Here is a 23432-nt window from a genome sequence, read left to right on the forward strand (position 1 = left end):
CGGTCGGTTTAGCGTCCATCCTAGCGTGTGCCACCTCACAGGGGCTACTGTCGTGCACCAACGCTCAGTCTCTGCACTGCTCAGTCTCTGTACTGCCCCAGAAATACCTGAGAGTGACGCTCCAATGCCGACGGCACTCAGTCACGCAACTTTCCGGCATACACAGATTCAGCCGTCGCGAGTGCATCCCGTATCCGCGCCTCCTCACCGCTCTCAGTAGTGCGCAGTCGTAGCAGAGGCAGCCTGATGTGCTCCAAAATCGAGTCCTTCAGGGCATCACGCCGCAGCTGAGCCGGGTTGTTCTCGTGCCAGGCGAAGCCATCCACTTCGATCACCAGCAACGGCAGCTTCGTCACAACGTTATATACGACAAAATCCACCGAGGAGGTACGCCGGACAAACGCAGCCTGCTCATCGGTGAGCACCGTATCGGGCGGTACGAGATTCTTGAGGAAGATCTGCGATTTCGCGCGAAGATGACCGTACTGCGGCTTATCGAGAATGTCGCCGAGCAACACCCTGATGCTCTCCTCCGAACGGTACTGAGCCGTGCTGTCGAGCCTGGCAGCCAACGGTGCCAGCCGTTCCTCATAATCCCGGTAGAGCAGATCGAACACCGAGACAACATTGCTCGGCTCGATGATCTCATCCGGATACTGGTACTCGATGTAGCCGATGAGGTCCCGCACGTACTGGCTCTTCGGCAATCGCTCGAAGTTGGTGACGAGCACAAACGTATCGATGGCACGAGAAACCGCAACGTTGATGAGTCTCGGATCATCCACGAAGCGGAGGCCCCGTTCCCCCTGCCATGTTTCGGAGAGCACCGTGGTCAGCACCACCATCGGCTTCTGCCTGCCCTGCAACCGGTGCACCGTGTCAACAGTGTCGATCTGGTCGCTCAGCTGCGTCTTCGCCTTGGTGATCTGCTGACGATAGGGAGCAGCGAACGCGATGTCATCCGGTCCAACACCCGATGGCGCTACCGGCAACACCTCCTGAAGCACGACGTCGAGTTCACGTTGATTCGATTTGCCGCCGCCCCGGTGTTGCCGCATGTGATTGCCGCGGACCGTCGGCTGAACACGCATGGCCGGCGCCACCCGCCCGTCAGCGCTTGTGTAGGGAATCAGCTCGCCATCATAGAAAGCCCGGTTGCAAAAGCCGATGATCGTCGGATGGCACCGGTAGTGCTCGCGCAGCAACGTGCTCGGCGCATCATCGCCGTAGAGCAGCCGAACCGAGGAGAGAAGGCTCTGCTCACCATAGTCATACTCTGGCGCCGGTGCAGGCCCGGTGCCTTCGGGCACCTTGCTGATCTGCGCAAGCTGGTTGCGGTCACCCACAATGACGAGGTTGCGGCACACCGACATGGCCAGGCTCGCGTTGAGCAGATCAACCTGTGAGGCCTCGTCGATGATCAGGTAGTCAAAGAGATAACCTGCGGGGATGTTCCTGCGAATTGAATGGCAGGTGCTCAGCACAACGGGGTAATCCCTGACGAAGGCGCGGAACGACTTCGGGTTCGCCAAGGTATCTGGGGTGTAAACAGGTCGATTGTCTCCTGCGATCCTCGACGCCACCGAGGCGGCGAATGCTTCAAGCGATCGCTGCTGCCGCTCCTCCACCAGATCATCGAAATGGGTACCGGCGAGCTCTTGGTCGAGTTCGGCGACCCTCAGCCGCAGCTCTGCGATGCGCCGCTGATAGTAGGAGGACTGGAACGCGAGCACGACCTCGACATCGTCGGGATCGATATCTGGCATGCGGCCGTACTTGAAGAGCTTGCGGATCTTGGTCAGCAGTCCAGGTCTACGATCGAGCTCACTTTCAATCGCTGTTTCCGCCAGGAACTCGAGGATGCGGGAGGTGGGGCGGCGCAGTGACGGCAGACGGTCCACGTCGATCGACGCCTCATGGTCGCGATGTCGCTCGAAATGCTCCTGTTCCAGTTCATATTCCGCGAGGAGGGCACGGGTCTCCGCGCGCTCACGCTCCGCAGCTTGCAGCCTCTGCACACGCCTGCCCAATTCAGCAATGTATGCGGGTGCCGGCGCGGCGGGAGCCTGCTGCACAAACTCAGCCGCTGCTTCGTGGTGCGCTGCCTGCTCGGCGAAGAACGCTTCCCGCTTATTCTTATTGCCAAGCTGAGCAACGATGTGACCGAACCCGTACTCGTGGAGCTTCTCCCTGACGTTGTCGACCGCAGTATTGCTCAGCGAGACCACAGCGACACTACCGAGGTCACCGACTACGATATTGGCGATCAGATTCAGGATGGTCTCAGTCTTGCCCGTTCCCGGCGGCCCTTCGATGATCGAGGTGCTGTACGTCAGTGCCTGGTCGATGGCCTTCTGCTGACTGAGGTTGCTACGGAAGGGAACGACTCGCACCGCAGGTGCCTCGTGCGGTTCTAACGGCGAGGCCGCCATATACCGGGCGAGTGCGCTCTCAGGATGCACGAAGTCGAGTGTCCGGTAGGCACTGACGATCGGATCCTCGTCAGCATCTTTCGCTTCAACGATCTCGCGAAAGTACTGCAGCACTGCCGCTGATCGCGGAGAGCAAGCCGTCGCGTCGGGAACGATCTCAACCTCCTCCGCCCCGCACAGATCAGATCTTTCGACACCCGCCCTGTCAGTCCAGAAGACCTTGCACAATGCCCCCTCAGGGCCGTTGAACTGGACAACTTCCAGCCCGGCTTCCTGACGGGGTGCACCCCCTACATACAGCAGATGCTGCGGAGGAATCGGCACCGCTCTTCCCGGCGTACAGACGGCGACGCGTGAGCGCCCAAAGTAGTAGGTCTTAGATGGCTTCGCCTGGTACTTGGTTGCGAAGGTGATAGCGATCCGCGACGGTCCGTCTTCGAAGGACTCGATGCTACGGGTCTCATCACGCCAGGGTGAATGCGGGTTGCCTCTGATGAGTACGAGCACATTCCGCGGATCGATCATGGCCGCATCCTCCCGATCTCGACGAATCCCCCTGGATAGTCAAAGGCAAGCGTTCTTCCACAGCACGTGCCGCTCAGGGTGATTCCACGCTAGCCTTCAGATCCGCCTTTCCATAAGAGTCATGGGTGAGACTGAAGGAGAATTAGCGTCAGACGACCCAGCTCCGTGTGACGTAGTGGCCCTAGCGAGTCCACTCCGCAGAGCCCGGATCTTCGCCTTCGGCTGGTCAATGCAGCTGCAACCGGTCATGTAGTTCACACAGCATCGTCCGGTGAGCACAGGCTCACATTCGCACCCCTCCCAGCGTTCGGAGAGGTATTGCAGTTCCACCACAAACGAGCCCAAATCGGTCAACTGCGTCCAAGGACTCTGGCCACGTCGAGCACCTTGCACATAAGAGATCTACTTCTCGGCATATCCGCACCCGTCTGACGGTCACGTATTGAAGACAAACGAAGTGCGACGATACCGTGCCGGATGTTCGGTTTATCGTGGGGATGTGATTTCTTCGCTGGAGCGCTTCTTACGAGTTATTAGCGCCAGGGCAAATCCGGTACCAGTCCCGATCGCCAGAGACCATCCCGATGCGGTGGTGCTGGTGTCCCGGAAGCATCGGACGGTGCGTGCGAGTGTGGTCATCGCAATGGGGAGGATTCCCTGCACAAGGCCATCCCTCGTTGATTGTCGGAGTGGTAGCTCAAGGCCCTATACGTGCTCGGGGCGAAGACCGAGACCAATGACACGAGCGGCGGTCTTCTGTAAACAACGCGACTGGCGGACGATCTTCGCTACCGTGGGCGTCGTATACGTATCGTCGAGGTGTTTCGGATACAGGCCGGCAAGGATCTTCACCTGTCCGGCCTGGATGATCCTCGCTGGTCGCTCTCGCCGTTTCTGCACTTGCCTCAGCAACGCTTCCGTCGGAGTTTTTCCTGCTGCGAGGCCTGGCCCAAGCATGCGAGATGCTGCCACTGCATCCTGAACCGCCAGGTTGATGCCGACGCCGCCAGCGGGCGACATGGCATGTGCGGCATCGCCGATACAAAGCAAGCCGGGGCGGTGCCAACGCGCCAAGTGGTTGACCGAGACGCTGAGGAGCTTCAGGTCATCCCAGGAGTCAATCTCCTGGGTGAAGCGCTCCGCGAGACTGGGGAGAATCTGATGCATCCGGTCGGAGACCACACTAGTGGGATAAGCCCGCAGGTGGTCGTATTCGCCCTTGGGGATGCAATAAGCGACTTGCCAATATGATCCCCTGTCTACGGCTACGATAGTGAATCCGGATCCGACGCTGACGAAGGGTACCTCGTCATCGTCTTCCCTGCTGATCCGGAACCAGAGCACATCCATGGGAGCATCACTCTCAGTGGGGGCAAGCCATGCGCGTGTGCGCACCGTGGAGTGGCGACCGTCCGCCCCGATGACAAGCCGGGCAGTCAACGTCTGTTCGCCCTGTGGGGTGGCGTAACGAACGCCGTATGCCAGATTGCCCTTGATGAGCAGTTCGGTCACTTGGGCTTCGCGGATCAACTCGAACGATGGGTACGCATGGGCTTCTTCGGCGAGGAAGTCAAGGAAATCCCACTGGGGCATGAACACCACATAGTTGTAAGGCTCTGGCAAGAGGGAGAAGTCCGCGAAAACAGACTCACCATCCGGGGCGGACACAGCCACGGTCTTCATGCGGCGGTGCGGGATGCTGAGGAATCGGTCGATGATGTCGAGTTCGTCCATGACTTTCATCGTGGAGGGATGGATCGTGTCACCCCGGAAGTCTCGGAGGAAATCGGGATGCTTCTCCAATACCCGTACGCGTACTCCTTGCCGGGCCAGCAACAGACCCGTCATCATTCCTGCAGGGCCGCCGCCTACGACGACGCAATCGACGGTCTCTTCACTCTTGCTCGAATCCATACATGCTCCTTGTCAATGACGTACGGTCGTGGCCGGTGACGCGGCCGTTTCGCTGGGGTGCTTTTGGCGGGCAAGAAGCGCCAGGATTAGTCCGGCGGCTGCCCAGATCGCCAGCGCCCACCAGGACGTGTTGGCGGTGGCGTCGGGGAAGTAGCTGACGGTGCGTGTGAGCGTGGTTGTCGCGCCGGGGATGAGCAACTGGCCGATGTGCCCGAGTCCGGCGGGGAGGAACTGGTAGGGCACGGCGAACGCGGCCCACGGCATCGCCGCGAACAGCGTCACGGCCGCTGCGATCCCGAGTCCCGTCCGCCCGAGCAGGCCGTGCAGTCCGACGAACAGGGCGCTCGTTGCGGTGAGCGACAGCGACAGTGCGGCCCAGACCAGTCCGAACGTTCCGGGGTAGACCTGGAGCCAGGTGCCCAGCACCAGCGTGAGAATGAGTCCGCCGCCGACCCCCAAGCCGAGGACGGCGCTGATCCGCTGCCAACGCCCGGCGACAGTGAACGCGATCAGGATGCTCGCCAGCAGCGTGCCCACGGTCAGTGGGATGCCGGCGGTGGTGAGTCCGACTCCGTTCGGGTCTCCCTCCGAGTACGGCACGACGTCGGTGACCTGCACTGCAGGCAGGCTCTCGGGGAGCTGGTTGAGCATTGTGGCAGGGTCGCCCTCACCGCTGGCGAGAGCTTCCTGCATCTGCCCGGTCACGCCCGCGTACATCTGTTCGCTAGCGTTGATCTGCACTTGCGAGGCCATCTCGGTCATGAACGCCGCTGGCACCTGCCCATTCGCGGACGCAGTCAACACCTCCGGCTCTTCTCCGAGCACGAGTGCACCGATGAAGTCCCGCTGTTCGATCCCGGCCACCGCCGCAGCGCGATCATCGACTGCGACGATGTCCACCACCTCGTCCAGTCCGCCCTCCGCAGCCTCGACGAATCCCTCGACGGCCTCCGGCTGTCCGGTCACCGCCACCGAGATGCCATCAGCCTCACCTTCGGCTGATGGCCACACGAACGCCAGCGCCAGCAACGTCAAAGCCACTGCCGCCACCGAGACTATGCCCCACACCCGACCCCCATGGCTCCCTTCCCCAGTCGTGGACTCGTTAGCGCTCATGCCCTGCACCTCCAATAAAACCGAATAATCCCTTTTTATATTAGCGACACCGTTGATACAGTCGTCAAGCCAGGGAGTGCGGACTTGATACGATCCGGAAGGTTCGTTCTCTATCAGCAGGGAGGGTGTAGGTGCCGAAGATCAGCGAGGCACAGCGGCAGGCGCGACGCGATCAAATCTCCCAGGCTGCTGTGGAGCAGTTCGCCGCTCGTGGCATTCACTCGACCTCGATGGCCAATATCATCGACGCCTCAGGGCTGTCATCCGGGGCGATCTACACCCACTTCTCGAGCAAGGACGAGATCATCGCCCACGTAGCCCGCACCACCGTCAGCAGCGTGTTCAGTCGGCTCGAAGAGATCTTGAACTCAGACCCACTCCCCAGACCCGAGCTCCTCATCACCTTGATCACCGAACGGATCGCGCAAACGAACGTGCCGACCGGCTTCATCGTGCAAGTCTGGGCGGAGGCCGTCACCAATCCCGTCGTTCACAACGCTGCGAACGAAGTCTATGCTGAAGCGTTCGAGTTCTTCCGCGAGTACGTAGTGCTCTGGCTTTCCACCGGCGGCGGACTTGACCCCCGACAGGCCCGCGCCCAGGCACCCCGCCGGGCACGGCTGATGATCAGCCTGATCTACGCGCACATCCTCCAGACCCCCCTCATCGACAGCCATAACACTTGCGACTTCGTCAATGACACCGGCGACCTGTTCACAGTCCTCACCCGCTGATTCCCCGATCGACTCAGCAACCCTCACCCGATGACCCGCGCTGCCCGTGCTGCTCGCAATGCTGGTATTGCGCGAGAGACTCGTCCTTGCACAGGTGACCGGCTTGGGTATCCTCGCCGTCGCACTTCCGCTGATCAGCCTCGCGTGAGCGCACACTGACTCAGTCCTGCCAGAATCAGGACTCATCCTTCGAACCGCGGCCCATCATCCTGAAGCAGATGCCCATCGCGAAGCGGTTGTCGTCCATACGGATCAGCCTGCGCCCGCCACAGCACGGCACCAATGACGCTCAGGAGACTCCGGTGCTCGGCGGTACCTCGAGGCGATGCGGGATGGAGTCGGACCCTTCTCGGTAAGGAGCAAATCCCATCGCAGAGTAATATGCCAACGCAGGGGCGTTGTCCGCTCCGATGGTCGCATCGATGTGCCTGAGGCCCGCGTACTGTGCCGCTGTCAGACTCACGCTGAACAGGCGACGCCCCAGACCACGTCGTCCCGCATCAGGACGGATATGGGTGCCGATGACCCCCCAGCCCTCCGTCACTCCATAGGGGTTGCCCGGCCACGCTCGAATCAGGGATTGGAAGCCGACGATTCGTCCGTTCTGCTCGACGACTGTGCAGGCGATCCGGTGGGCGGAGTCGAGGTATCGCTCTCTCACTAGCTCAGCATCGACGGGGCTTGGACGGAGTCCGGCGCGGTAGATGGCGTTCTGCACGTCTGCCATCTGCACGGCATCAGTTGATTGCGCGGCTCGTAAGACCATAATCAAATTCTAGTTCCACGCCGGGGAGTCTCGCTCAAGCGCTGAGCCCTTCAGGGCTTCCCCGGAACCGCGTAGCGGTGCTCGGCGTGGTCGTCGAAGATCAGTGCCGTCTGCGTGGACTCCACGCAGCCCAGAGACTGGATCCGCTCGAAGATCACCCGGCGCAGTTCCTCCACTGAGGACGTGCGCACCAGCAGCACCGCGTCATACTGCCCTCCGACCAGGGCCAGATGTTGAACAGCCGGCTCATCGGCCAACCCGCTGCGCAGTACCTCCCAGTCATCCTGCTTCAGCGTGAGGAACACATAGGCCGCCGTCGCCTGCCCCGCTCGCCGCCTATCGATCACCGCAGTGAAGCCCTGCAGCACACCGGCGGCACGCAGTCGTGAGATGCGCTCATAGGTGGCGGCACGGGAGAGGTGGAGGGACTGCGCCAACGCCGTCACCGACTGCCGGGCATCGCGGCTCAGAGCCTCCAAGATGCGGTGATCAGCAGCGTCGAGCACCACCGAAGAAGCTTTCGGACCGTCCGGTGAGACCTGCATAGCACCAGACGATACCACTCTGAATCTCCCCTCAGAGGAGATACCGTCCACTCCACACCCTGCTCAATCCACAGACCGTCCGGAATGTCCTGAACCACCACCGCAGATCTGGCGGCTTCACTATGAACCCGGTCACACTCTGAAGGAGAAGCCCTCCACCGCATCCGACGCAGAAGAAGGTGACCCATGTCTGCACAGAGCACCCCTCTGCAGGACTCCTTCGATGGCCCCTCCTCCGATCCCGCCGCGCAGATCATGGAGGCCAGCCGCAAGTTCGGCATCAGCCCCGAACAGTACATGCTCCCCGCCGGGGAACAGATCCGCCTGCTCGCCCCCAGCGGCGAGCTCGTCCCCGAAAGCGAACAGGGCACCAGTCCCGGCCACGAATACCCGATCCCAGACGACGACATCCTCCTGTGCGCCTACGAAGCACTGGTGATCGGACGCCGCATCAACGACCAGAACTATGCACTGGTCCGCCAGGGCCGCCTCGCCGTCTACCCCTCCTCCCACGGGCAGGAAGCCTGCCAGGTCGGCGCGGCCCTGGCCCTGGAAGACGGCGACTGGATGTTCCCCACCTACCGGGACACTGTCGCGGTGATCTCCCGCGGCGTCGCCCCAGAGGACGTCATGGTCTCCTTCCGCGGCGACTGGCACTGCGGTTACGACCCGCACGCCCATCACGTCGCCCCGCAGTCCACCCCGCTGACCACCCAGCTGCTCCACGCCGTCGGCGTCGCCCACGCGGCCAAGCTGCGCGGCGAGGACACCGTGGTCATCGCCATGTGCGGCGACGGCGCCACCAGTGAGGGTGACTTCCACGAAGCACTGAACTTCGCCGCCGTCTTCGAGGTTCCCGTCGTCTTCCTCATCCAGAACAACGGCTTCGCCATCTCCGTGCCGCTGTCCAGCCAGTCCGCCGCACCGACCCTGGCCCACAAAGCCATCGGCTACGGCCTGGCCGGTGAGCGGGTCGACGGCAACGACCTCGTCGCCGTGCTGGCCGCCCTGCGGCGCGCGGTCCACCTCGCCCGCGAACACTCGATGCCGCTGCTGGTCGAAGCGATGACCTACCGCATGCAGGCCCACACCAACGCCGACGACGACTCCCGCTACCGGGACTCCGATGAGGTGGAGCAGTGGAAGGAGAAGGATCCCCTGCTGCGGATGCAGCGGTTCCTCTCCGCCAAGGGGACGCTGAAAGCTGAGGATGAGACCCGTATCAGCCAACGCGCCGAGGAGGTCGCCGCCGCTCTGCGCACCACCATGACCACTGAGCCGTCGATGGATCCGCTCGAGATCTTCGACCACGTCTACTCCGAGCCTACCGCCCAGCTGCGCGCCCAGCGCGAGCAGCTGGCCGATGAGCTGGCTCGCAACGAGGAGCGCTGACATGACCGCAACCACCCAGGCTCCTGCGAAGACCACCTTCGCCGCTGCACTGAACACAGCCCTTGCTGACTCCATGGAGGCCGAGGACGGGGTCTGCGTCTTCGGTGAGGACGTCGGCACCCTCGGCGGCGTCTTCCGCATCACCGACGGGCTGACCGCACGCTTCGGCACCTCCCGCTGCTTCGACACCCCGTTGGCCGAGTCCGGGATCGCCGGCATGGCCGTGGGCATGGCGCTCAACGGGATGCGGCCGGTGATCGAGATGCAGTTCGACGCCTTCGCCTACCCGGCGCTGGAGCAGATCTTCAGCCACATCGCCAAATACGCCAACCGCACCCGCGGAAACGTGCGGCTGCCGCTGGTCATCCGGATCCCCTACGGCGGGGGCGTCGGCGGCGTCGAGCACCACTGCGACTCCTCCGAGGCCTACTACGCCCACACCGCCGGGCTGAAGGTCTTCACCCCGGCAACCGTCTCGGACGCCTACCTGATGCTGCGCGAGGCCATCGACTCCCCGGACCCGGTCGTGTTCTTCGAGCCGAAGAAGCTCTACTGGTCCAAGGACGAGGTCAGCCTCGAGGACCTGCGCGCCCAGTACGACCACGCCCAATACGACGGCGAACCGCGCACCGTGGGTGCTCAGGGCCGAGCCGCGGTTGTCCGTGAAGGCACCGACGTCTCACTGATCAGCTACGGCCCCTCGGTCTCCGCGGCGCTGAAGGCCGCCGACGCCGCAGAGGAGGACGGCATCTCCGCCGAAGTCCTGGACCTGCGCAGCATCGTGCCCTTCGATGACGACGCCCTGCGGGCCACTGTGGAGAAGACCGGACGCGCTGTCGTCGTCGCCGAGGCCCAGGGATTCGTCTCCGTGGCCAGTGAGATCGTCGCCCGGATCCAGGAGCAGTGCTTCCATTCCCTGGCCTCCCCGGTGCTGCGCGTGACCGGATTCGACATCCCCTACCCCGCCCCCAAACTCGAGGAGCCTCACCTGCCGAATGTGGACCGCATCCTCGACGCCCTCGACGAGCTCCAGTGGGAGGACTGAGATGACCACCTTCGATCTGCCCGATCTGGGCGAAGGACTCACCGAGGCCACACTGCTGAGCTGGCTGGTGTCCGAGGGCGAGGAGATCGTCATCGACCAGCCCATCGCCGAGGTCGAGACCGCCAAGTCCGCCGTCGAGGTGCCCTCCCCGTACGCCGGGGTGGTGAAGACTCTGCACGGCGCAGTGGGTGACACGCTCATCGTCGACGAGCCGCTGATCACCGTTGACACCGGTGACGGCGCTGACGTGCCCGACGGCGCGGGCGCGCAGCCCTACCGCGAGGAAGAGCGTGCCGGAACAGATCCGGCCGCCGCCGATGAGGCCGGGGACACTGACGACGAAGGCTCGGGCAATGTGCTCATCGGCTACGGCACCTCGTCCTCAGCGGGAGGTCGGCGTCGCCGTCGCAAAGGCGACGGCAAGGGGTCCGCGGTATCGGAACCGGCGTCCGAGCCTGCCGCTGCGGTGCCCGAGAAGGCGCTCCGCGTCTCCTCCCCGCTGGTGCGTAAGCTCGCCCGACAGCACGGCCTCGCGCTGTCCTCGCTGAGGGGCTCAGGGCCGGACGGTCTGATCGTACGTGCCGATGTGCTCGCCGCCGCCGACGCCGGAGATCCCGCAGAGGCTCCCGCGGCACGCGACTCCTCCGAGTCGGCCCCGGCTCCGCAGTCCGGTGCCGGGGCCCCGGCACCGGGCGGCCTGGAGATCGTCGAGCGGACCCCGGTGACCGGCATGCGCCGTGCAGTGGCGACCAAGCTCAGCCAGTCCCGCCGGGAGATCCCGGAGGCGACAGTCTGGCAGGACGTCGACGTCACCGAGCTCATGCAGCTGCGCGCGAAGCTCAAGGCGACCTCTGCGGAGGGCGCGCCGTCGATCCTCGCCTTCGTCGGCCGCTTCGTACTCGCCGGGCTGGCGAAGTACCCGGAGTTGGCCACACGGATCGACACCGACAAGTCCGGTGAGCAGGAGATCGTCCGCTTCGACGGGGTGAACTTGGGCTTCGCCGCCCAGACCGAGAAGGGCCTCGTCGTCCCGGTGATCCGTCACGCCGAGCGCCTCTCCGCGCGCGGACTGCACACTGAGATCGGCCGGATCGTCGGCCAGGCACGTGACGGCACGCTCTCGGGCAAGGAGCTCACCGGCGGGACGTTCACCGTGAACAACTACGGAGTCTTCGGCTCGGACGGGGCGACCCCGATCATCAATCACCCGGAGGTGGCGATTCTGGGCATGGGCCGGATCCTGGAGCGGCCGTGGGCGGTGGACGGCGAGCTGACGGTCCGTCAGATCACCACGCTGACCCTGGCCTTCGATCACCGGGTGTGCGACGGCGGCACCGCCGGCGGGTTCCTGAACTTCGTGGCCACCTGCCTGCAGCATCCCGCCGGAGCCCTGGCCGATATGTGACCCACCCCCTGACCATCGAGTCCCCTGTTTCAGGTGCTGTTGTGGCCGTTTCCGGCCCGACATGCTGCTGAAGCAGGGGACTCGATGTGTGTGGAGGGAATCAGGAGTAATCGAAGAAACCCTTGCCGGACTTGCGCCCCAGCTCGCCGCGGGCGACCTTATCGCGCAGCAGCTGCGGTGGGGCGAACCGCTCCCCCAGCTCGCGGCGCAAATGCTCAGCGATCCCCAGGCGCACGTCCAGCCCCACCACGTCAGTCAGCGCGAGCGGACCCATCGGGTACCGGTAGCCCAGCACCATGGCGTTGTCGATGTCCTCAGCCGAGGCCACACCCTCCTCCACCATGCGGATGGCCTCGAGTCCGATCGCCACACCGAGCCGGGAGGAGGCGAAGCCAGGGGCGTCGTGGACGACGACGGCGGTCTTGTTCAGCCCCTCGACCCAGCCGCGGGACAGCTTCGCCAGCTCCTCACCCGTGGCCCCACCGAGGACGACCTCCACCAGCTTCGACGCCGGCACCGGATTGAAGAAGTGCAGACCGCAGAACCGTTCCGGCCGGCGCAGGGATGCTGCCAAATCCGTGATGGACAGAGAGGACGTGTTCGAGGCCAGCCACGCCCCAGCCCCCACATGGGATTCCACCTCACTCAGAGCGGCAGCCTTGAGGTCCCTGTCCTCGGGCACGGCTTCGATGACGAGCTCGCAGGCGCCGAAGTCGGCGTAGTCCAGGCTCACCGACAGGTGCTGGGCCCAGACGTCGAGGTTCCCGTCGATCTTGCCCCGTTCCAAGGACTTCGCCAGATCCGACTCGATGCGCTCACGGGCAGCCTGGGCCGTCTGCGGATCGCGTTCGACCACGGTCACGCTCGCCCCCGAGATGAGGAACGCATGGGCGATGCCGGCGCCCATCCGGCCTCCGCCGAGGACTCCGACACGGGTGGGGATCGCGGTGCTCATGAGGTGGTCCCTTTCTTCTTCCGATCCAGGAAGGCCTGCATGCGGGCAAATTTCTCCTCGGATTCGAAGAGGATCGCCTGGGCGAGGTTGTCGACGTGCGGGTGGGCGTCCCGCGGCATCGCGAACACCTGCTTGGTGATGCGCACCGCCAGCGGGTCCTGCCTCGCGATCCGGTCGGCCAGCGCCTCGGCCGCAGCCGGCAGTTCCTCAGAGGGGTGCACTGAGCTGATCAGTCCATGAGCGAGCGCCTCCTCGGCGTCGAGGATGCGCCCGGCGAAGAGCATCTCCTTGGCGATCGCCTCACCGGCGAGCTCCCGCAACCGCCACAGAGCACCGGCGGCGGGGATGATTCCCAGGCCGGTCTCCGGCTGCCCGAGCTTCAGCGTGTCAGATCCGAGCCGGAAGTCTGCCGCCCACGCCAGCTCAGCGCCACCGCCGAGGGCGAAGCCGTCGAGGGCGGCGATCACCGGCATCGGCAGCTGGGCCAGGCGGTCGAAGAGGGTGGAATTGATGCCGCGCAGCGCATCGTCACGGCGGCGCTCCTTCAGCTGTCCGATGTCGGCCCCAGAGGCGAAGAGTCCCTTCGTCGTGCCGTCGCGTCCGGGCACTTCGGTGCCGGAGAGGATGAGGATCTTCGGTGTGGTCTCCAGCGCGGCGCACAGCGTGTGCAGCTCGGCGATCATCGCCGCGTCGATGGCGTTGCGGACCTCGGGACGGTCCAGCACGGCGTGCATGCGGTCCCCGGACTCGCGCAGCCGCAGAGTGGTGAACTCGGCCGGGTCCAGCCCGGTCATCACGGCGTCATCCATGGGTTCAGACCTTCTCCACTACCATCGCCGAGCCCTGCCCGACGCCGACGCACATAGTCGCCAGGCCGCGTGTGACGCCCTCGTCCTCCATGCGGCGGACCAGAGTGAGCAGAATCCGCGATCCGGAGGATCCCAGCGGGTGGCCCAGGGCGATGGCGCCGCCGTCGGCGTTGACTATGGCCTGGTCCAGCCCCAGACGGCGGATACAGGCCAGCGACTGGCTCGCGAAGGCCTCGTTGAGCTCCACCGCGCCGAGGTCGCCGACGCTCCAGCCGGTCCGTTCCAGCACCTTCTGAGTCGCGGGAACCGGGCCGATCCCCATGACCTCAGGCGCCACTCCGGCGTTGGCCGAACCGACCACTCGCGCCCGGGGAGCGAGTCCATACTTCTCGACGGCACGCTCAGAGGCGACGATCACCGCGGAGGCGCCGTCGTTGAGGGAGGAGGCGTTGCCGGCGGTGACGACCTCGCCCCCGGCGACCACAGGGCGCAGCTTCGCCAGCACCTCAGCGGTGGTGTCCGGGCGTGGCCCCTCATCGGTCTCGACGACGGTCACCGCTCCCTTGCGGCCCGTCACCTCCACCGGGGTGATCTCGCGGGCCAGACGACCGGCCTCCACAGCGGCGACCGCCCGGCGCTGAGATTCGGCGGCGAAGGCGTCGGCGTCCTGCCGGGTGATCGCGTCAATCCGCGCCACTTCCTCCGCAGTCTCCGGCATGGAGTACGTGCGCTTATCGATGCGCAGGAACTCCGAGTTCACGAACCGCCAGCCGATGGAGGTGTCGAAGACCTCCCCCGGCTTGGCGAAGGGTGTAGTCGGTTTGGCCATGACCCACGGCGCCCGGGACATGGACTCCACACCCCCGGCGACGACGAGGTCGGCCGCACCGGCAGCGATCATGTGCGAGGCCTGGGCCACCGCAGAAAGCCCAGAAGCACAGAGCCGGTTGACCGTGATGCCGGGCACGGAATCGGGGAACCCGGCGAGCAGCCAGGCCATCCGGGCAACGTTGCGGTTCTCCTCACCGGCGCCATTGGCATTGCCGAGGATCACCTCATCGACGTCGGCCGGGTCGATCCCGGAATCCTCGACGACGCGGCGGACGACCAGGGCCGCCAGGTCATCGGGGCGGACGGAGGAGAGTGCACCTCCGTAGCGCCCGACCGGGGTCCGGGTGCCGGAGACGAGGAAGGCGGGCGATGGGGCAGGCACGGCGGCTCCTCTGTGAGGCTCGGAAGACAGAAGGCCAGAATTACTGACCGATCGTTCACCTCACACTGTTCCACGGTGGCCTTGTGAGGTCAATCACGAGCGTGGCAGCCACGCGGGACACCAGACATGGGACCGCACGTGACACATCCCACACTACAGTGGTGACGTCATCGCACACGATCAGGAGACTCCAGACCCATGAACCCCTCCCCACGCTCCCGCGGGCGCGGCGCCCTGCTGGAACCCGTGATGCGCCCGATTAACGCCGTCGTCGAGCGCTTCATCCCCTCCGCCCTGCTCTTCGCTATCGCACTGACGCTCATCGTCGCCGTGCTGGCACTAACGCTCACCGACTCCGGACCGCTGACCGTCGTCGAGGAATGGGGCCTCGGCCTCTCCGGACTGCTGGACTTCATCACTCAGATGGCGCTGATCCTCTTCCTCGGCCACATCCTCGCCTCCACCCGTCCGGTGCGCGCACTGCTGCGCCGACTCGCACGGGTGCCGCGCACCCCGATGCAGGCCTACCTCTTCGTCTTCCTGGTCGCCGCACTGGCCTCGCTGATCACCTGGGGACTGGGGCTGGTGGTCGGCGGGCTGCTAGCGCGTGAGGTGGCCGAGCAGAGCCGACGCCGCGAGATCCCCGTACATTTCCCCATGCTGGTGGCCTCCGGCTTCGCGGGATTCGTGGTCTGGCATATGGGGTACTCAGCCTCCGGCCCGCTGACCGCAGCCACGGAGGACTCCTTCGTCGCCGAGCAGTTGGGCGAGCCGCTGCCGATCTCGGAGACGATCTTCTCCAGCTGGAATCTGATCGCCATCGTGGTGACCATCCTCGTCGTCGGGCTGTCCCTCGCACTGGTCGCGCCCCGGGACCCCGCTCAGGTGCGCACGCTCGACGTCGACATCACCGAAGCCGACGTCGAGACCGACACCGAGATCGTCACTCCGGCAGACCGCGCCGATGCCTCCCGCATCCCCACCCTGATCATGGGGCTGCTCTTCACCGGGTATCTGGTGATCCACTTCGCCGGCGGCGGCTCGCTGACCCTGGACATCGTGAACTGGTCATTCCTCGCGCTGATCATGCTGCTGGTGCGCAGCCCGTTCGAGCTGATCGTGCTGACGAAGAACGCCGCCTCCAACGTCGGGGAGATCCTGCTGCAGTTCCCCCTCTACGCCGGAATCCTGGGCATGATGGCCGGCACCGGGCTGATCGAGGTGTTCTCCGAGGCTTTCGTCGCCATCTCCACCCCCGAGACCTTCGGGCTCTGGGCCTTCCTCTCCGCCGGACTGGTGAACTTCTTCGTCCCCTCCGGCGGAGGCCAGATCGCCATCCAAGCACCGATCCTCCTCGACGCCGCCGAAGCACTCGGCACGGACCCGTCAGTCGCGATCATGGCGGTGGCCTACGGAGACCAGTGGACGAATATGATCCAGCCCTTCTGGGCGCTGCCGCTGCTGGCGATCGCGGGGCTGAAGATGCGCGACATCCTCAGTTACACGACTATCGCGCTGATCGCCTCGGGCCTGGTGTTCGCGGCGACGATGCTCATCGTCTCCGGCTGAGCACTCCCCACACGTGATCGAGTCCCCGATTCCTGCGGCGTGTTGCGTCGAAAACGGCCCGACACGCCGCAGGAATCGGGGACTCGATGGGCGCGTGAGGGACCAGCCCGACGACGGCTTACTGCAGCATGGTCTTATCATCCAGGGCGGCACCCTTGAGCGTGGCGAAGCGCTGGAGCAGGTCATCCGGGGTCATACCCCGTTTCTCCTCCTCGGAGGCGTCCAGGATGATCTGCCCCTCATGCATCATGATCAGCCGGTTGCCGACCTCCAACGCCTGGTTCATATTGTGGGTGACCATCAGCGTGGTCAGCCCCTGGGCCTCGACCACCTGCCGGGTCAGCCGGGTCACCAATTCAGCCCGCTGGGGGTCCAGCGCGGCGGTGTGCTCATCGAGCAGCAGCACCTTCGGGCCGGAGAAGGTCGCCATCAGCAGGCTCAACGCCTGCCGCTGACCGCCGGAGAGCAGGCCGACCTTCGTCTTCAACCGGTCCTCCAACCCCAGCTCGAGCACCTTCAGCTCCTCAGCGAACCGTTCACGCTTGGCCCCGGTGACCGCTCGGGCCAGCCCGCGGAATGCGCCGCGGCGATCAGCCAGGGCCAGGTTCTCCTCAATCGTGAGGTTCGGCGCGGTCCCAGCCATCGGATCCTGGAAGACCCGGCCGATGCGGGCGGCCCGCTGGTGCTCCTTCTGCCCGGAGATCTCCCGGCCGTCGAGCAGCACCTGACCGTGATCCTGCGGAATACGCCCGGCGATCGTGTTCAGAATGGTGGACTTTCCGGCACCGTTGGAACCGATGACGGTGACGAAGTCGCCCTCGTGCATCTCCAGGGAGACGTTCACCAGCGCCTTGCGCTCATTGACGGTGCCGGGGAAGAAGGTCTTCGAAACCTGGTCGATGGTCAGCATGCTCAGGACTCCTTCTCTCCGGTGCTGCGGTCCTGCCCAGGGGCGGCGGAGCCGCCGGACCCCTCAGTTCTCACCGCGCCTGCGGGTTCCTCGACGGCCTCTTCCGCGGGGACGCTCTGTGCCTCGGCGGCGTCGGCGCCCTCTGAGGTCAGCATCGCCGAACCTCCCCCGGCACCGAGACCGCGCCGCCATGTGGCGATCTTCCGGAAGCCTGACCACTGCGGCAGCAGCAGCGCGGCGATGACCAACAGGGCTGAGAGCAGCTTCATGTCATTGGGATTCAGCCCGGCGTTGAGCGCGAACTGGATGGCCAGGCGGTAGAGCACCGCACCGAGCACCACGGCGAACGTCGCCTGGATGACCAGCCGTGAGCCGAAGATCGCCTGACCCACGATCACCGAGGCCAGGCCGACGAGGATCAGACCGATACCCATCTGGATATCCACGAATCCCTGATATTGGGCAACCAGCGCCCCGGCGACGGCGACCAGCCCGTTGGAGATCATCAGCCCGTAGATCTTCTGCCGGTCGGTGGAGACCGCGAAGGACCGGATCATCAGCTCGTTGTCACCGGTGGCCTGCAGCGCCATTCCGGTGTCGGTGTGCAGGTACCAGTCCAGAGCCAGTTTGAAGAGCAGCGCGAGGACGATCAGCACCACGATGGAGGCCACGCCGCGATCGACGTAGCCGTACATCATGGTGAACAGCGTGTCCTCGCCCAGCAGCGGCACATTCGAGGCGCCCATGATGCGCAGGTTGATCGAATACAGCCCGATCATGGTCAGGATTCCGGCCAGCAGACCGTTGATGTTGCCCTTGGTGTGCAGCAGGCCGGTGATCAGCCCCGCCAGCGCACCGGCGATGAACGCGGCCGCAGTGGCGAGGAACGGGTTCACCCCCTGGACGATCAGCACACCGGCAGTGCCCGCACCGGTGGTGAAGGAGCCGTCGACCGTCAGGTCGGGGAAATTGAGCACACGGAACGTCAGGTAGACGCCCAGTGCCACGATCGCGTAGATCAGGCCGAGTTCGACTGCTGTGATCATCTGTCCTCGTCAAAGGTGGTGCGGAAGAGTCATGCGGGGGAATCCTACTGAAATCTTCAGGTCACGGCGCAGGCCCCCCGCCGAGAAGTCAGCGGGGGACCTACGCCGGGCCGGTGACGATCAGGAGTCCTCGCCCTCTTCTTCGTCCTCTTCCTCTTCACCGGCTTCAGCCGGGTCCTGCGCGTCGACGTCTTCACCGACGACGACGTCGGCGCGATCGAGCAGGTCCTCGGAGAGGTCGATGCCCTGGGCCTCGGCGGCCTCCGGGTTGACGTAGAGCTCCAGCTCAGTCTGCTCCTCCACCGCCATGGAGGCCGGATCCTCGTCATCCTGGAGAATGCGCAGCGCCATCTCTCCGGCCTGCTTGCCCAGTGCCTCATAGTTGATGCCGTAGGTGGCCACCGCCCCGCGGGTGACGGAGTCGCCCTCAGCGGAGAGGATCGGCAGCTCGTTGTCCTCGCCGTACTGGATCACGGTCTCCAACGCGGAGACCACCACGTTGTCGGTGGGGACGTAGATGGCATCGGAGTCCAGGGACTGCAGGCCCTGCTGGACCTCGGAGGAGTTGGTGACGGTGGCCTCTTCGATCTCCAGGCCCAGCTCCTCAGCGGCCTCTTTGGCCATGTCCACCTGCACCTGGGAGTTGGCCTCACCGGAGGAGTAGACGATGCCGACGGTCTCGGCGTCGGGGTCGAGCTCCTGCAGCAGTTCCAGCTGCTCCTGCACCGGGTTCATATCCGAGGTGCCGGTGACGTTTCCGCCGGGCTCCTCCCAGGAGTCGACCAGACCGGCTTCCTCCGGATCGGTGACCGCGGTGAAGACGATCGGGGTGTCGGTGATCGCCTGCGCGGCGGCCTGGGCCGTCGGGGTGGCGACGGCCAACACGAGGTCCTTATCGTCGTTGGCGAAGGTGCCGGCGATGTTGGTGGCGGTGGCCTGCTCCCCCTGGGCGTTCTGCTCGTCCCAGTCGACCTCGACGTCGGCCTCCTCGAAGGCCGATTTGAAGCCGTCGCGAGCGGCATCCAGCGAAGGATGGGAGACGATCTGGGTGACGCCGATGCTGTAGCTCTCGCCGTCGCCGTCTCCCCCGCCGTCGCCGTTTCCGCAGGCGGTGAGCGCCAGGGCCGCAGCACCCGTGAGTGCTGTGACCTTCATGAGGTGGTGTCGCTGAGGCATGGTTCCTCCTTGAACGGTGCTGATGATGACGGTGCTGAGGTGATGTGTCCGGTGCCTGATGTCATGGCGTCTGGTTCATCCTGCCTGAGGTTCACGAGGAACCCTCAGCGACCCACCGCTGCCGTGAGGTTGCGCTCGGAATCGTCGTTGAGGTCCACTCCCTGCAGGTCCTTGGGCACCAGGGAGACGCCGATGAACGAGATGATGCCGAGCCCGGCGATGTAGACACCGATCAGCCAGGACTTGCCGGTGTTGTCCAGGATGGCCTGGGAGATCATCGGCGCGAAGGCGCCACCGATGATGGAACCGAGCGCGTAGCCGATGGACACCCCGGAGAAACGGATGGAGACCGGGAACATCTCCGCATAGAGCGCCGACTGCGGCCCGTAGGAGGGGCCGAGGCCGATGGTGAGGATGAAGATGGCCAGGGCGAACAGCGGCAGCGAGGCGGTGTCGAGCAGGAACCACATGGGCACGGCCCAGATGATGATGATCGCGTAGCCGATCTGGAAGGTCCGCACCCGGCCCCAGCGGTCGGAGACCCAGCCGCCGAAGAGGGTGAAGATGAACCAGCCGACGCCGCCGATGACCGAGGCGATCAGCGTCGCCCCGCGGTCCATACCCAGAGTGTTGACCCCGTAGGCGGCGAAGAAGGCGATGACCAGGTAGCCCGCAGCGTTGTTTGCCGCGAAGATCAGCGCGGCCAGGAAGGTGTACTTCTTGTGGGTGGTGACCAGTTCGGACAGCGGCGCCGAGGACTCCTTCTTGCGCTCCTTCATCTCCTCGAAGACCGGGGACTCGTCCACTTTCAGGCGGATGAGCACACCGACGATGATCAGCACGAAGGAGAACAGGAACGGCACGCGCCAGCCCCAGGCGAGGAACTGCTCCTCAGTGGTCACCGCGTTGAGGCCGAACATGAACCCGGTGGCCAGCAGCATGCCCAGCGGCACGCCGATCTGCGGGTAGGCGCCGAAGAGACCGCGCTTATGCCGCGGCGCATGCTCCACCGAGAGCAGCGCGGCACCGCCCCATTCACCACCGGCGGAGAGCCCCTGCAGGATGCGCAGCACGATCAGCAGGATCGGTGCGGCCGCACCCCAGGCGGCGTAGGTGGGCAGCATACCGATCAGCACAGTGGCCAGACCCATGCCGGTCAGGGTGACGAAGAGGACCAGTTTGCGGCCGAATTTGTCCCCCAGATAGCCGGAGATGATGGCGCCCAGCGGCCGGAAGAGGAAGGAGATGCCGACTGAGGACCAGGCGACGATCTGGGCGAGCGCGGGGTTCTCAGCGCCCAGCGGCTCGAAGTAGAGCACCGCGAGGACGAACCCCGCAGCCTGGGCGTAGATGAAGAAGTCGTACCATTCGATCGTGGTACCGACCAGCGTGCCGGCGAGGACCTTCTTCTCCTCGCGGGTCATCTCGTGACCTTCGCTGCTGACATAGGCCTGCTGACTCAACAGGGCCCCCTTCCGAAATGTGAATGCGAGTGGCAGATGCCATCGGTGATGTGACGCGAATCACTGATACGGGCACTCTAGCACCATTCCTGACCGATTGGTTGGTAAATAGTGAGCGTTCATCTCGGTCCACTTGCTCTCCGCACCGCATCGGGGCCTACGATCAAGGCATGCACACCCCTTCCGAGGCCCATTCCAGCGCCCAACCCAGCGCCGAATCCGAGGCCGCCTTCCTCCAGCAGCTGCGTGAGGCCCTTCCCGCATCGGCACTGAGCACAGACCCGGAAGACCTACGAAGCCGCTCTGTGGATCTCGGACCGAGTGAGCACCTCACCCCGGAACAACCAGCCGTCGTCGTGCGTCCGCAGTCCGTGGAGCAGGTCCAGCACGCCGTGCGCATCGCCGCCGCACACGGCCGAGCTGTGGTCACCCGCGGGGCGGGCACCGGACTGGCCGGTGGAGCCAACGCCGTCGCTGGCTGCCTGGTGCTGGAGACCACGCAGATGAATCGGATCCTGCGAGTCAGCGCGGAAGACTCCACGGCCACTGTGGAGCCCGGGGTGATCGTCGCCGATCTCGACGCCGCCGCGGCCGAACATCACCTGATGTACGCTCCGGACCCGGCCAGCTGGCGGATCAGCACAATCGGCGGGAACATCGCCACCAACGCCGGGGGTCTGCGGTGCGCCAAATACGGGGTCACCCGCGATTCAGTGCTGTCCTTAGACGTGGTCCTGGCCGACGGCTCACTGCTGCACACCCGCTCCGCCACATTCAAGCACGTCGTCGGATATGACCTGACCTCCCTGATGGTCGGCTCGGAGGGCACGCTGGGCATCGTCGTCGGTGCCACGGTCCGGCTGCGCCACCGCAGTCAGAAGGTCGAGACCATCGGCGCGTTCTTCCCGCAGCTCTCGACGGCGGCCTCCGGCGTCGTCGAGATGTCCCGGGTGGGAGTGCAGCCGGCCATCACCGAACTGCTCGACGCCGCCACGATGCGCGCCCTGGACGAGGCCCACGGCTCAGATCTCGCCCGACGCGGCGAGGCGCTGCTGCTGGTCCAGACCGACGGACACGGTGCTGAGGTCGAGGCCGAGCTGGTCCGTGAAGCCCTGCGCGACCTGGGAGCTGAAGTCACGGAACCCGGCTCCGCGGAAGCCGATGAACTGGTGGAGCTGCGCCGCCACGCCCGCGGTGACGGACTGGTCGATGAGATCCGCGTGGGCGAGGACATCGCGGTCCCCCGGTCGCAGCTGGTGACCTGCATCGAGAAGATGCACCAGGTGGCCAGGGCCCACCGCGTGGAGCTGAAGGTAGTCGCCCATGCCGGTGACGGGAACCTCCACCCCACGTTCTCAGTGCGGACCTCCGGAGACGAGGAACTGCAAGAGGTCACGGCACGCCTGGATGCCGCCCTGGATGATTCCGTGCGGGTGGCCCTGGAGCTGGGCGGGACGATCTCAGGTGAGCATGGGGTCGGAGGATACAAGCTGCGCTGGATGGACTGGGAGCAGAGCAGCGGACTCATCGCACTGCAGCGCCGCATCAAAGAGGCATTCGACCCGCAGCACCTGCTGAACCCCCACCGGGGAATCCTGTGACGGAGTTCCGGCGAAGCTCAACACTTCCGCATCTGGAAGCACGACGGTCATGCCGGGAGAACGTCTGCTACCGGCCCCATGCCCACGACTCCTTCTCCATCGGTGCGATCGACGCGGGAACCTCGGTGGTGACCGGCCCGCTCGAGGGTGGGGTACGCCTGGCACCGGGCGACGTCATCGTCATCCCTGCCGACCAGGTGCACGCCTGCAACCCTGATCGGGGCCTATGGCGGTACCAGATGATCCACATGGATCAGGCCTGGGCGGAGTCGCTGGCACCAGGACGCGGCTCAAGCCGCCTGTTCGAGACCATCCGGGTGCTGCGGAGCCCGGAGCTGTACACCCAGGTCAACGCGGTCAACGACGCGATCTGCGCCGATGAGCCCCGTGAACGCCTGGAGGCCCGGTTCACCGAGTTATTCGCCTCGCTCGGGGCTGCCGCCCCGGCACACGCCATCAGCGGTGAGGCCGACCCTGAGCTGCTCGCTCGTCTCGCACCGGTGATGCACCGCTTACGCACCGACGAATCAAACCCGCGCCTGGGCGAGTTGGCTGCCGCCGTCGGGATGACCACCTACCAGCTCGTCCGGGCGATGCGACGTGCCACCGGACTCCCGCCGTTGGCCTGGCGGCAGAATGCTCGGGTGCTCAGAGCGCGGGAGATGCTGCGGCAGGGACAGCCGATCGCTGAGAGCGCGTACGCACTGGGCTTCACCGATCAGAGCCATTTCCACCGCGTCTTCAGCGCCCACGTCGCCACCTCACCCGGCTCCTACCGCGCTAGCTGCAAGAACGTACAAGACCGCAGCGCATAGG

Annotated in this window: 19 protein-coding genes; 7 read left to right on the top strand and 12 right to left on the bottom strand. The window is 65.1% G+C overall.

Features of this window, described 5'->3' with window-relative positions:
- Nucleotides 1-137: 137 nt before the first annotated feature.
- From RIL96_RS01540 to RIL96_RS01550, 3 genes are all read right to left on the bottom strand, one after another.
- Complete coding sequence (locus RIL96_RS01540) at nucleotides 138-2957, bottom strand: DEAD/DEAH box helicase (protein ID WP_310547232.1); 2820 nt, start codon at nucleotides 2955-2957, stop codon at nucleotides 138-140.
- Between the two features lie 705 nt (nucleotides 2958-3662).
- Complete coding sequence (locus RIL96_RS01545; protein ID WP_310547233.1) at nucleotides 3663-4871, bottom strand: FAD-dependent oxidoreductase; 1209 nt, start codon at nucleotides 4869-4871, stop codon at nucleotides 3663-3665.
- A gap of 12 nt (nucleotides 4872-4883) precedes the next feature.
- Nucleotides 4884-5987, bottom strand: coding sequence for a hypothetical protein (locus tag RIL96_RS01550; RefSeq protein WP_310547234.1), 1104 nt, complete (start codon nucleotides 5985-5987; stop codon nucleotides 4884-4886).
- 131 nt (nucleotides 5988-6118) lie between these two features.
- Between RIL96_RS01550 and RIL96_RS01555 the strand changes: the two genes are divergently transcribed.
- Nucleotides 6119-6721: a TetR/AcrR family transcriptional regulator gene (locus tag RIL96_RS01555; protein ID WP_310547235.1), complete on the top strand. Its 603-nt coding sequence runs from the start codon at nucleotides 6119-6121 to the stop codon at nucleotides 6719-6721.
- 289 nt (nucleotides 6722-7010) lie between these two features.
- Here RIL96_RS01555 and RIL96_RS01560 read toward each other — a convergent pair whose 3' ends face one another.
- Together RIL96_RS01560 and RIL96_RS01565 are read right to left on the bottom strand one after the other, a co-directional pair.
- Nucleotides 7011-7487, bottom strand: coding sequence for a GNAT family N-acetyltransferase (locus RIL96_RS01560; protein ID WP_310547236.1), 477 nt, complete (start codon nucleotides 7485-7487; stop codon nucleotides 7011-7013).
- Between the two features lie 50 nt (nucleotides 7488-7537).
- The gene (locus RIL96_RS01565) at nucleotides 7538-8032 is read right to left on the bottom strand and encodes an Lrp/AsnC family transcriptional regulator (RefSeq protein WP_310547237.1); all 495 of its coding nucleotides are present in this window, start codon (nucleotides 8030-8032) and stop codon (nucleotides 7538-7540) included.
- A gap of 186 nt (nucleotides 8033-8218) precedes the next feature.
- On the opposite strand from RIL96_RS01565, the gene pdhA reads away from it, so the two are divergent.
- The 3 genes from pdhA to RIL96_RS01580 are packed head-to-tail and all read left to right on the top strand — an operon-like array spanning nucleotide 8219 to nucleotide 11874.
- Nucleotides 8219-9424, top strand: a complete 1206-nt coding sequence (pdhA, locus tag RIL96_RS01570; RefSeq protein WP_374761815.1) for a pyruvate dehydrogenase (acetyl-transferring) E1 component subunit alpha — start codon at nucleotides 8219-8221, stop codon at nucleotides 9422-9424.
- Nucleotides 9396-10469 carry an alpha-ketoacid dehydrogenase subunit beta gene (locus tag RIL96_RS01575; protein WP_374761816.1) on the top strand — a complete coding sequence of 358 codons (1074 nt, stop codon included), beginning with the start codon at nucleotides 9396-9398 and terminating at the stop codon, nucleotides 10467-10469. The genes pdhA and RIL96_RS01575 overlap by 29 nt, the downstream gene beginning before the upstream one ends.
- A gap of 1 nt (nucleotide 10470) precedes the next feature.
- Complete coding sequence (locus tag RIL96_RS01580; protein ID WP_310547239.1) at nucleotides 10471-11874, top strand: dihydrolipoamide acetyltransferase family protein; 1404 nt, start codon at nucleotides 10471-10473, stop codon at nucleotides 11872-11874.
- Nucleotides 11875-11974: 100 nt separating this feature from the next.
- On the opposite strand, the gene RIL96_RS01585 is transcribed toward RIL96_RS01580, so the two are convergent.
- The 3 genes from RIL96_RS01585 to RIL96_RS01595 are packed head-to-tail and all read right to left on the bottom strand — an operon-like array spanning nucleotide 11975 to nucleotide 14851.
- The gene (locus RIL96_RS01585) at nucleotides 11975-12829 is read right to left on the bottom strand and encodes a 3-hydroxyacyl-CoA dehydrogenase family protein (RefSeq protein ID WP_310547240.1); all 855 of its coding nucleotides are present in this window, start codon (nucleotides 12827-12829) and stop codon (nucleotides 11975-11977) included.
- Entirely contained in the window at nucleotides 12826-13623 is a 798-nt protein-coding gene (locus tag RIL96_RS01590; RefSeq protein ID WP_310547436.1) for an enoyl-CoA hydratase/isomerase family protein, read from the bottom strand. Before RIL96_RS01590 ends, RIL96_RS01585 begins: the two co-directional genes overlap by 4 nt.
- A gap of 19 nt (nucleotides 13624-13642) precedes the next feature.
- The gene (locus RIL96_RS01595; RefSeq protein WP_310547241.1) at nucleotides 13643-14851 is read right to left on the bottom strand and encodes a thiolase family protein; all 1209 of its coding nucleotides are present in this window, start codon (nucleotides 14849-14851) and stop codon (nucleotides 13643-13645) included.
- Between the two features lie 198 nt (nucleotides 14852-15049).
- On the opposite strand from RIL96_RS01595, the gene RIL96_RS01600 reads away from it, so the two are divergent.
- Nucleotides 15050-16420 (top strand): short-chain fatty acid transporter, encoded by a 1371-nt coding sequence (locus RIL96_RS01600; protein WP_310547242.1) that lies wholly within the window; start codon nucleotides 15050-15052, stop codon nucleotides 16418-16420.
- 118 nt (nucleotides 16421-16538) lie between these two features.
- On the opposite strand, the gene RIL96_RS01605 is transcribed toward RIL96_RS01600, so the two are convergent.
- The 4 genes from RIL96_RS01605 to RIL96_RS01620 form a co-directional block, all read right to left on the bottom strand.
- Entirely contained in the window at nucleotides 16539-17330 is a 792-nt protein-coding gene (locus tag RIL96_RS01605) for an ABC transporter ATP-binding protein (protein ID WP_310547243.1), read from the bottom strand.
- A gap of 2 nt (nucleotides 17331-17332) precedes the next feature.
- A complete protein-coding gene (locus RIL96_RS01610) occupies nucleotides 17333-18376 on the bottom strand; it encodes an ABC transporter permease (RefSeq protein WP_310547244.1) in 1044 nt (347 codons plus the stop codon).
- A gap of 120 nt (nucleotides 18377-18496) precedes the next feature.
- Nucleotides 18497-19552 (bottom strand): ABC transporter substrate-binding protein, encoded by a 1056-nt coding sequence (locus RIL96_RS01615; protein WP_310547245.1) that lies wholly within the window; start codon nucleotides 19550-19552, stop codon nucleotides 18497-18499.
- Between the two features lie 104 nt (nucleotides 19553-19656).
- Nucleotides 19657-21015 (bottom strand): MFS transporter, encoded by a 1359-nt coding sequence (locus RIL96_RS01620; protein ID WP_374761817.1) that lies wholly within the window; start codon nucleotides 21013-21015, stop codon nucleotides 19657-19659.
- 170 nt (nucleotides 21016-21185) lie between these two features.
- On the opposite strand from RIL96_RS01620, the gene RIL96_RS01625 reads away from it, so the two are divergent.
- Both RIL96_RS01625 and RIL96_RS01630 read left to right on the top strand, forming a co-directional pair.
- On the top strand, nucleotides 21186-22616 hold the full coding sequence (locus RIL96_RS01625) for an FAD-binding oxidoreductase (RefSeq protein WP_310547246.1): 1431 nt from the start codon (nucleotides 21186-21188) through the stop codon (nucleotides 22614-22616).
- Entirely contained in the window at nucleotides 22613-23431 is an 819-nt protein-coding gene (locus RIL96_RS01630) for a helix-turn-helix domain-containing protein (protein WP_310547247.1), read from the top strand. Before RIL96_RS01625 ends, RIL96_RS01630 begins: the two co-directional genes overlap by 4 nt.
- Nucleotide 23432: the final 1 nt, after the last annotated feature.

Source organism: Nesterenkonia aerolata (genome assembly GCF_031470965.1).
In the GTDB taxonomy this organism is placed as follows: domain Bacteria; phylum Actinomycetota; class Actinomycetes; order Actinomycetales; family Micrococcaceae; genus Nesterenkonia; species Nesterenkonia aerolata.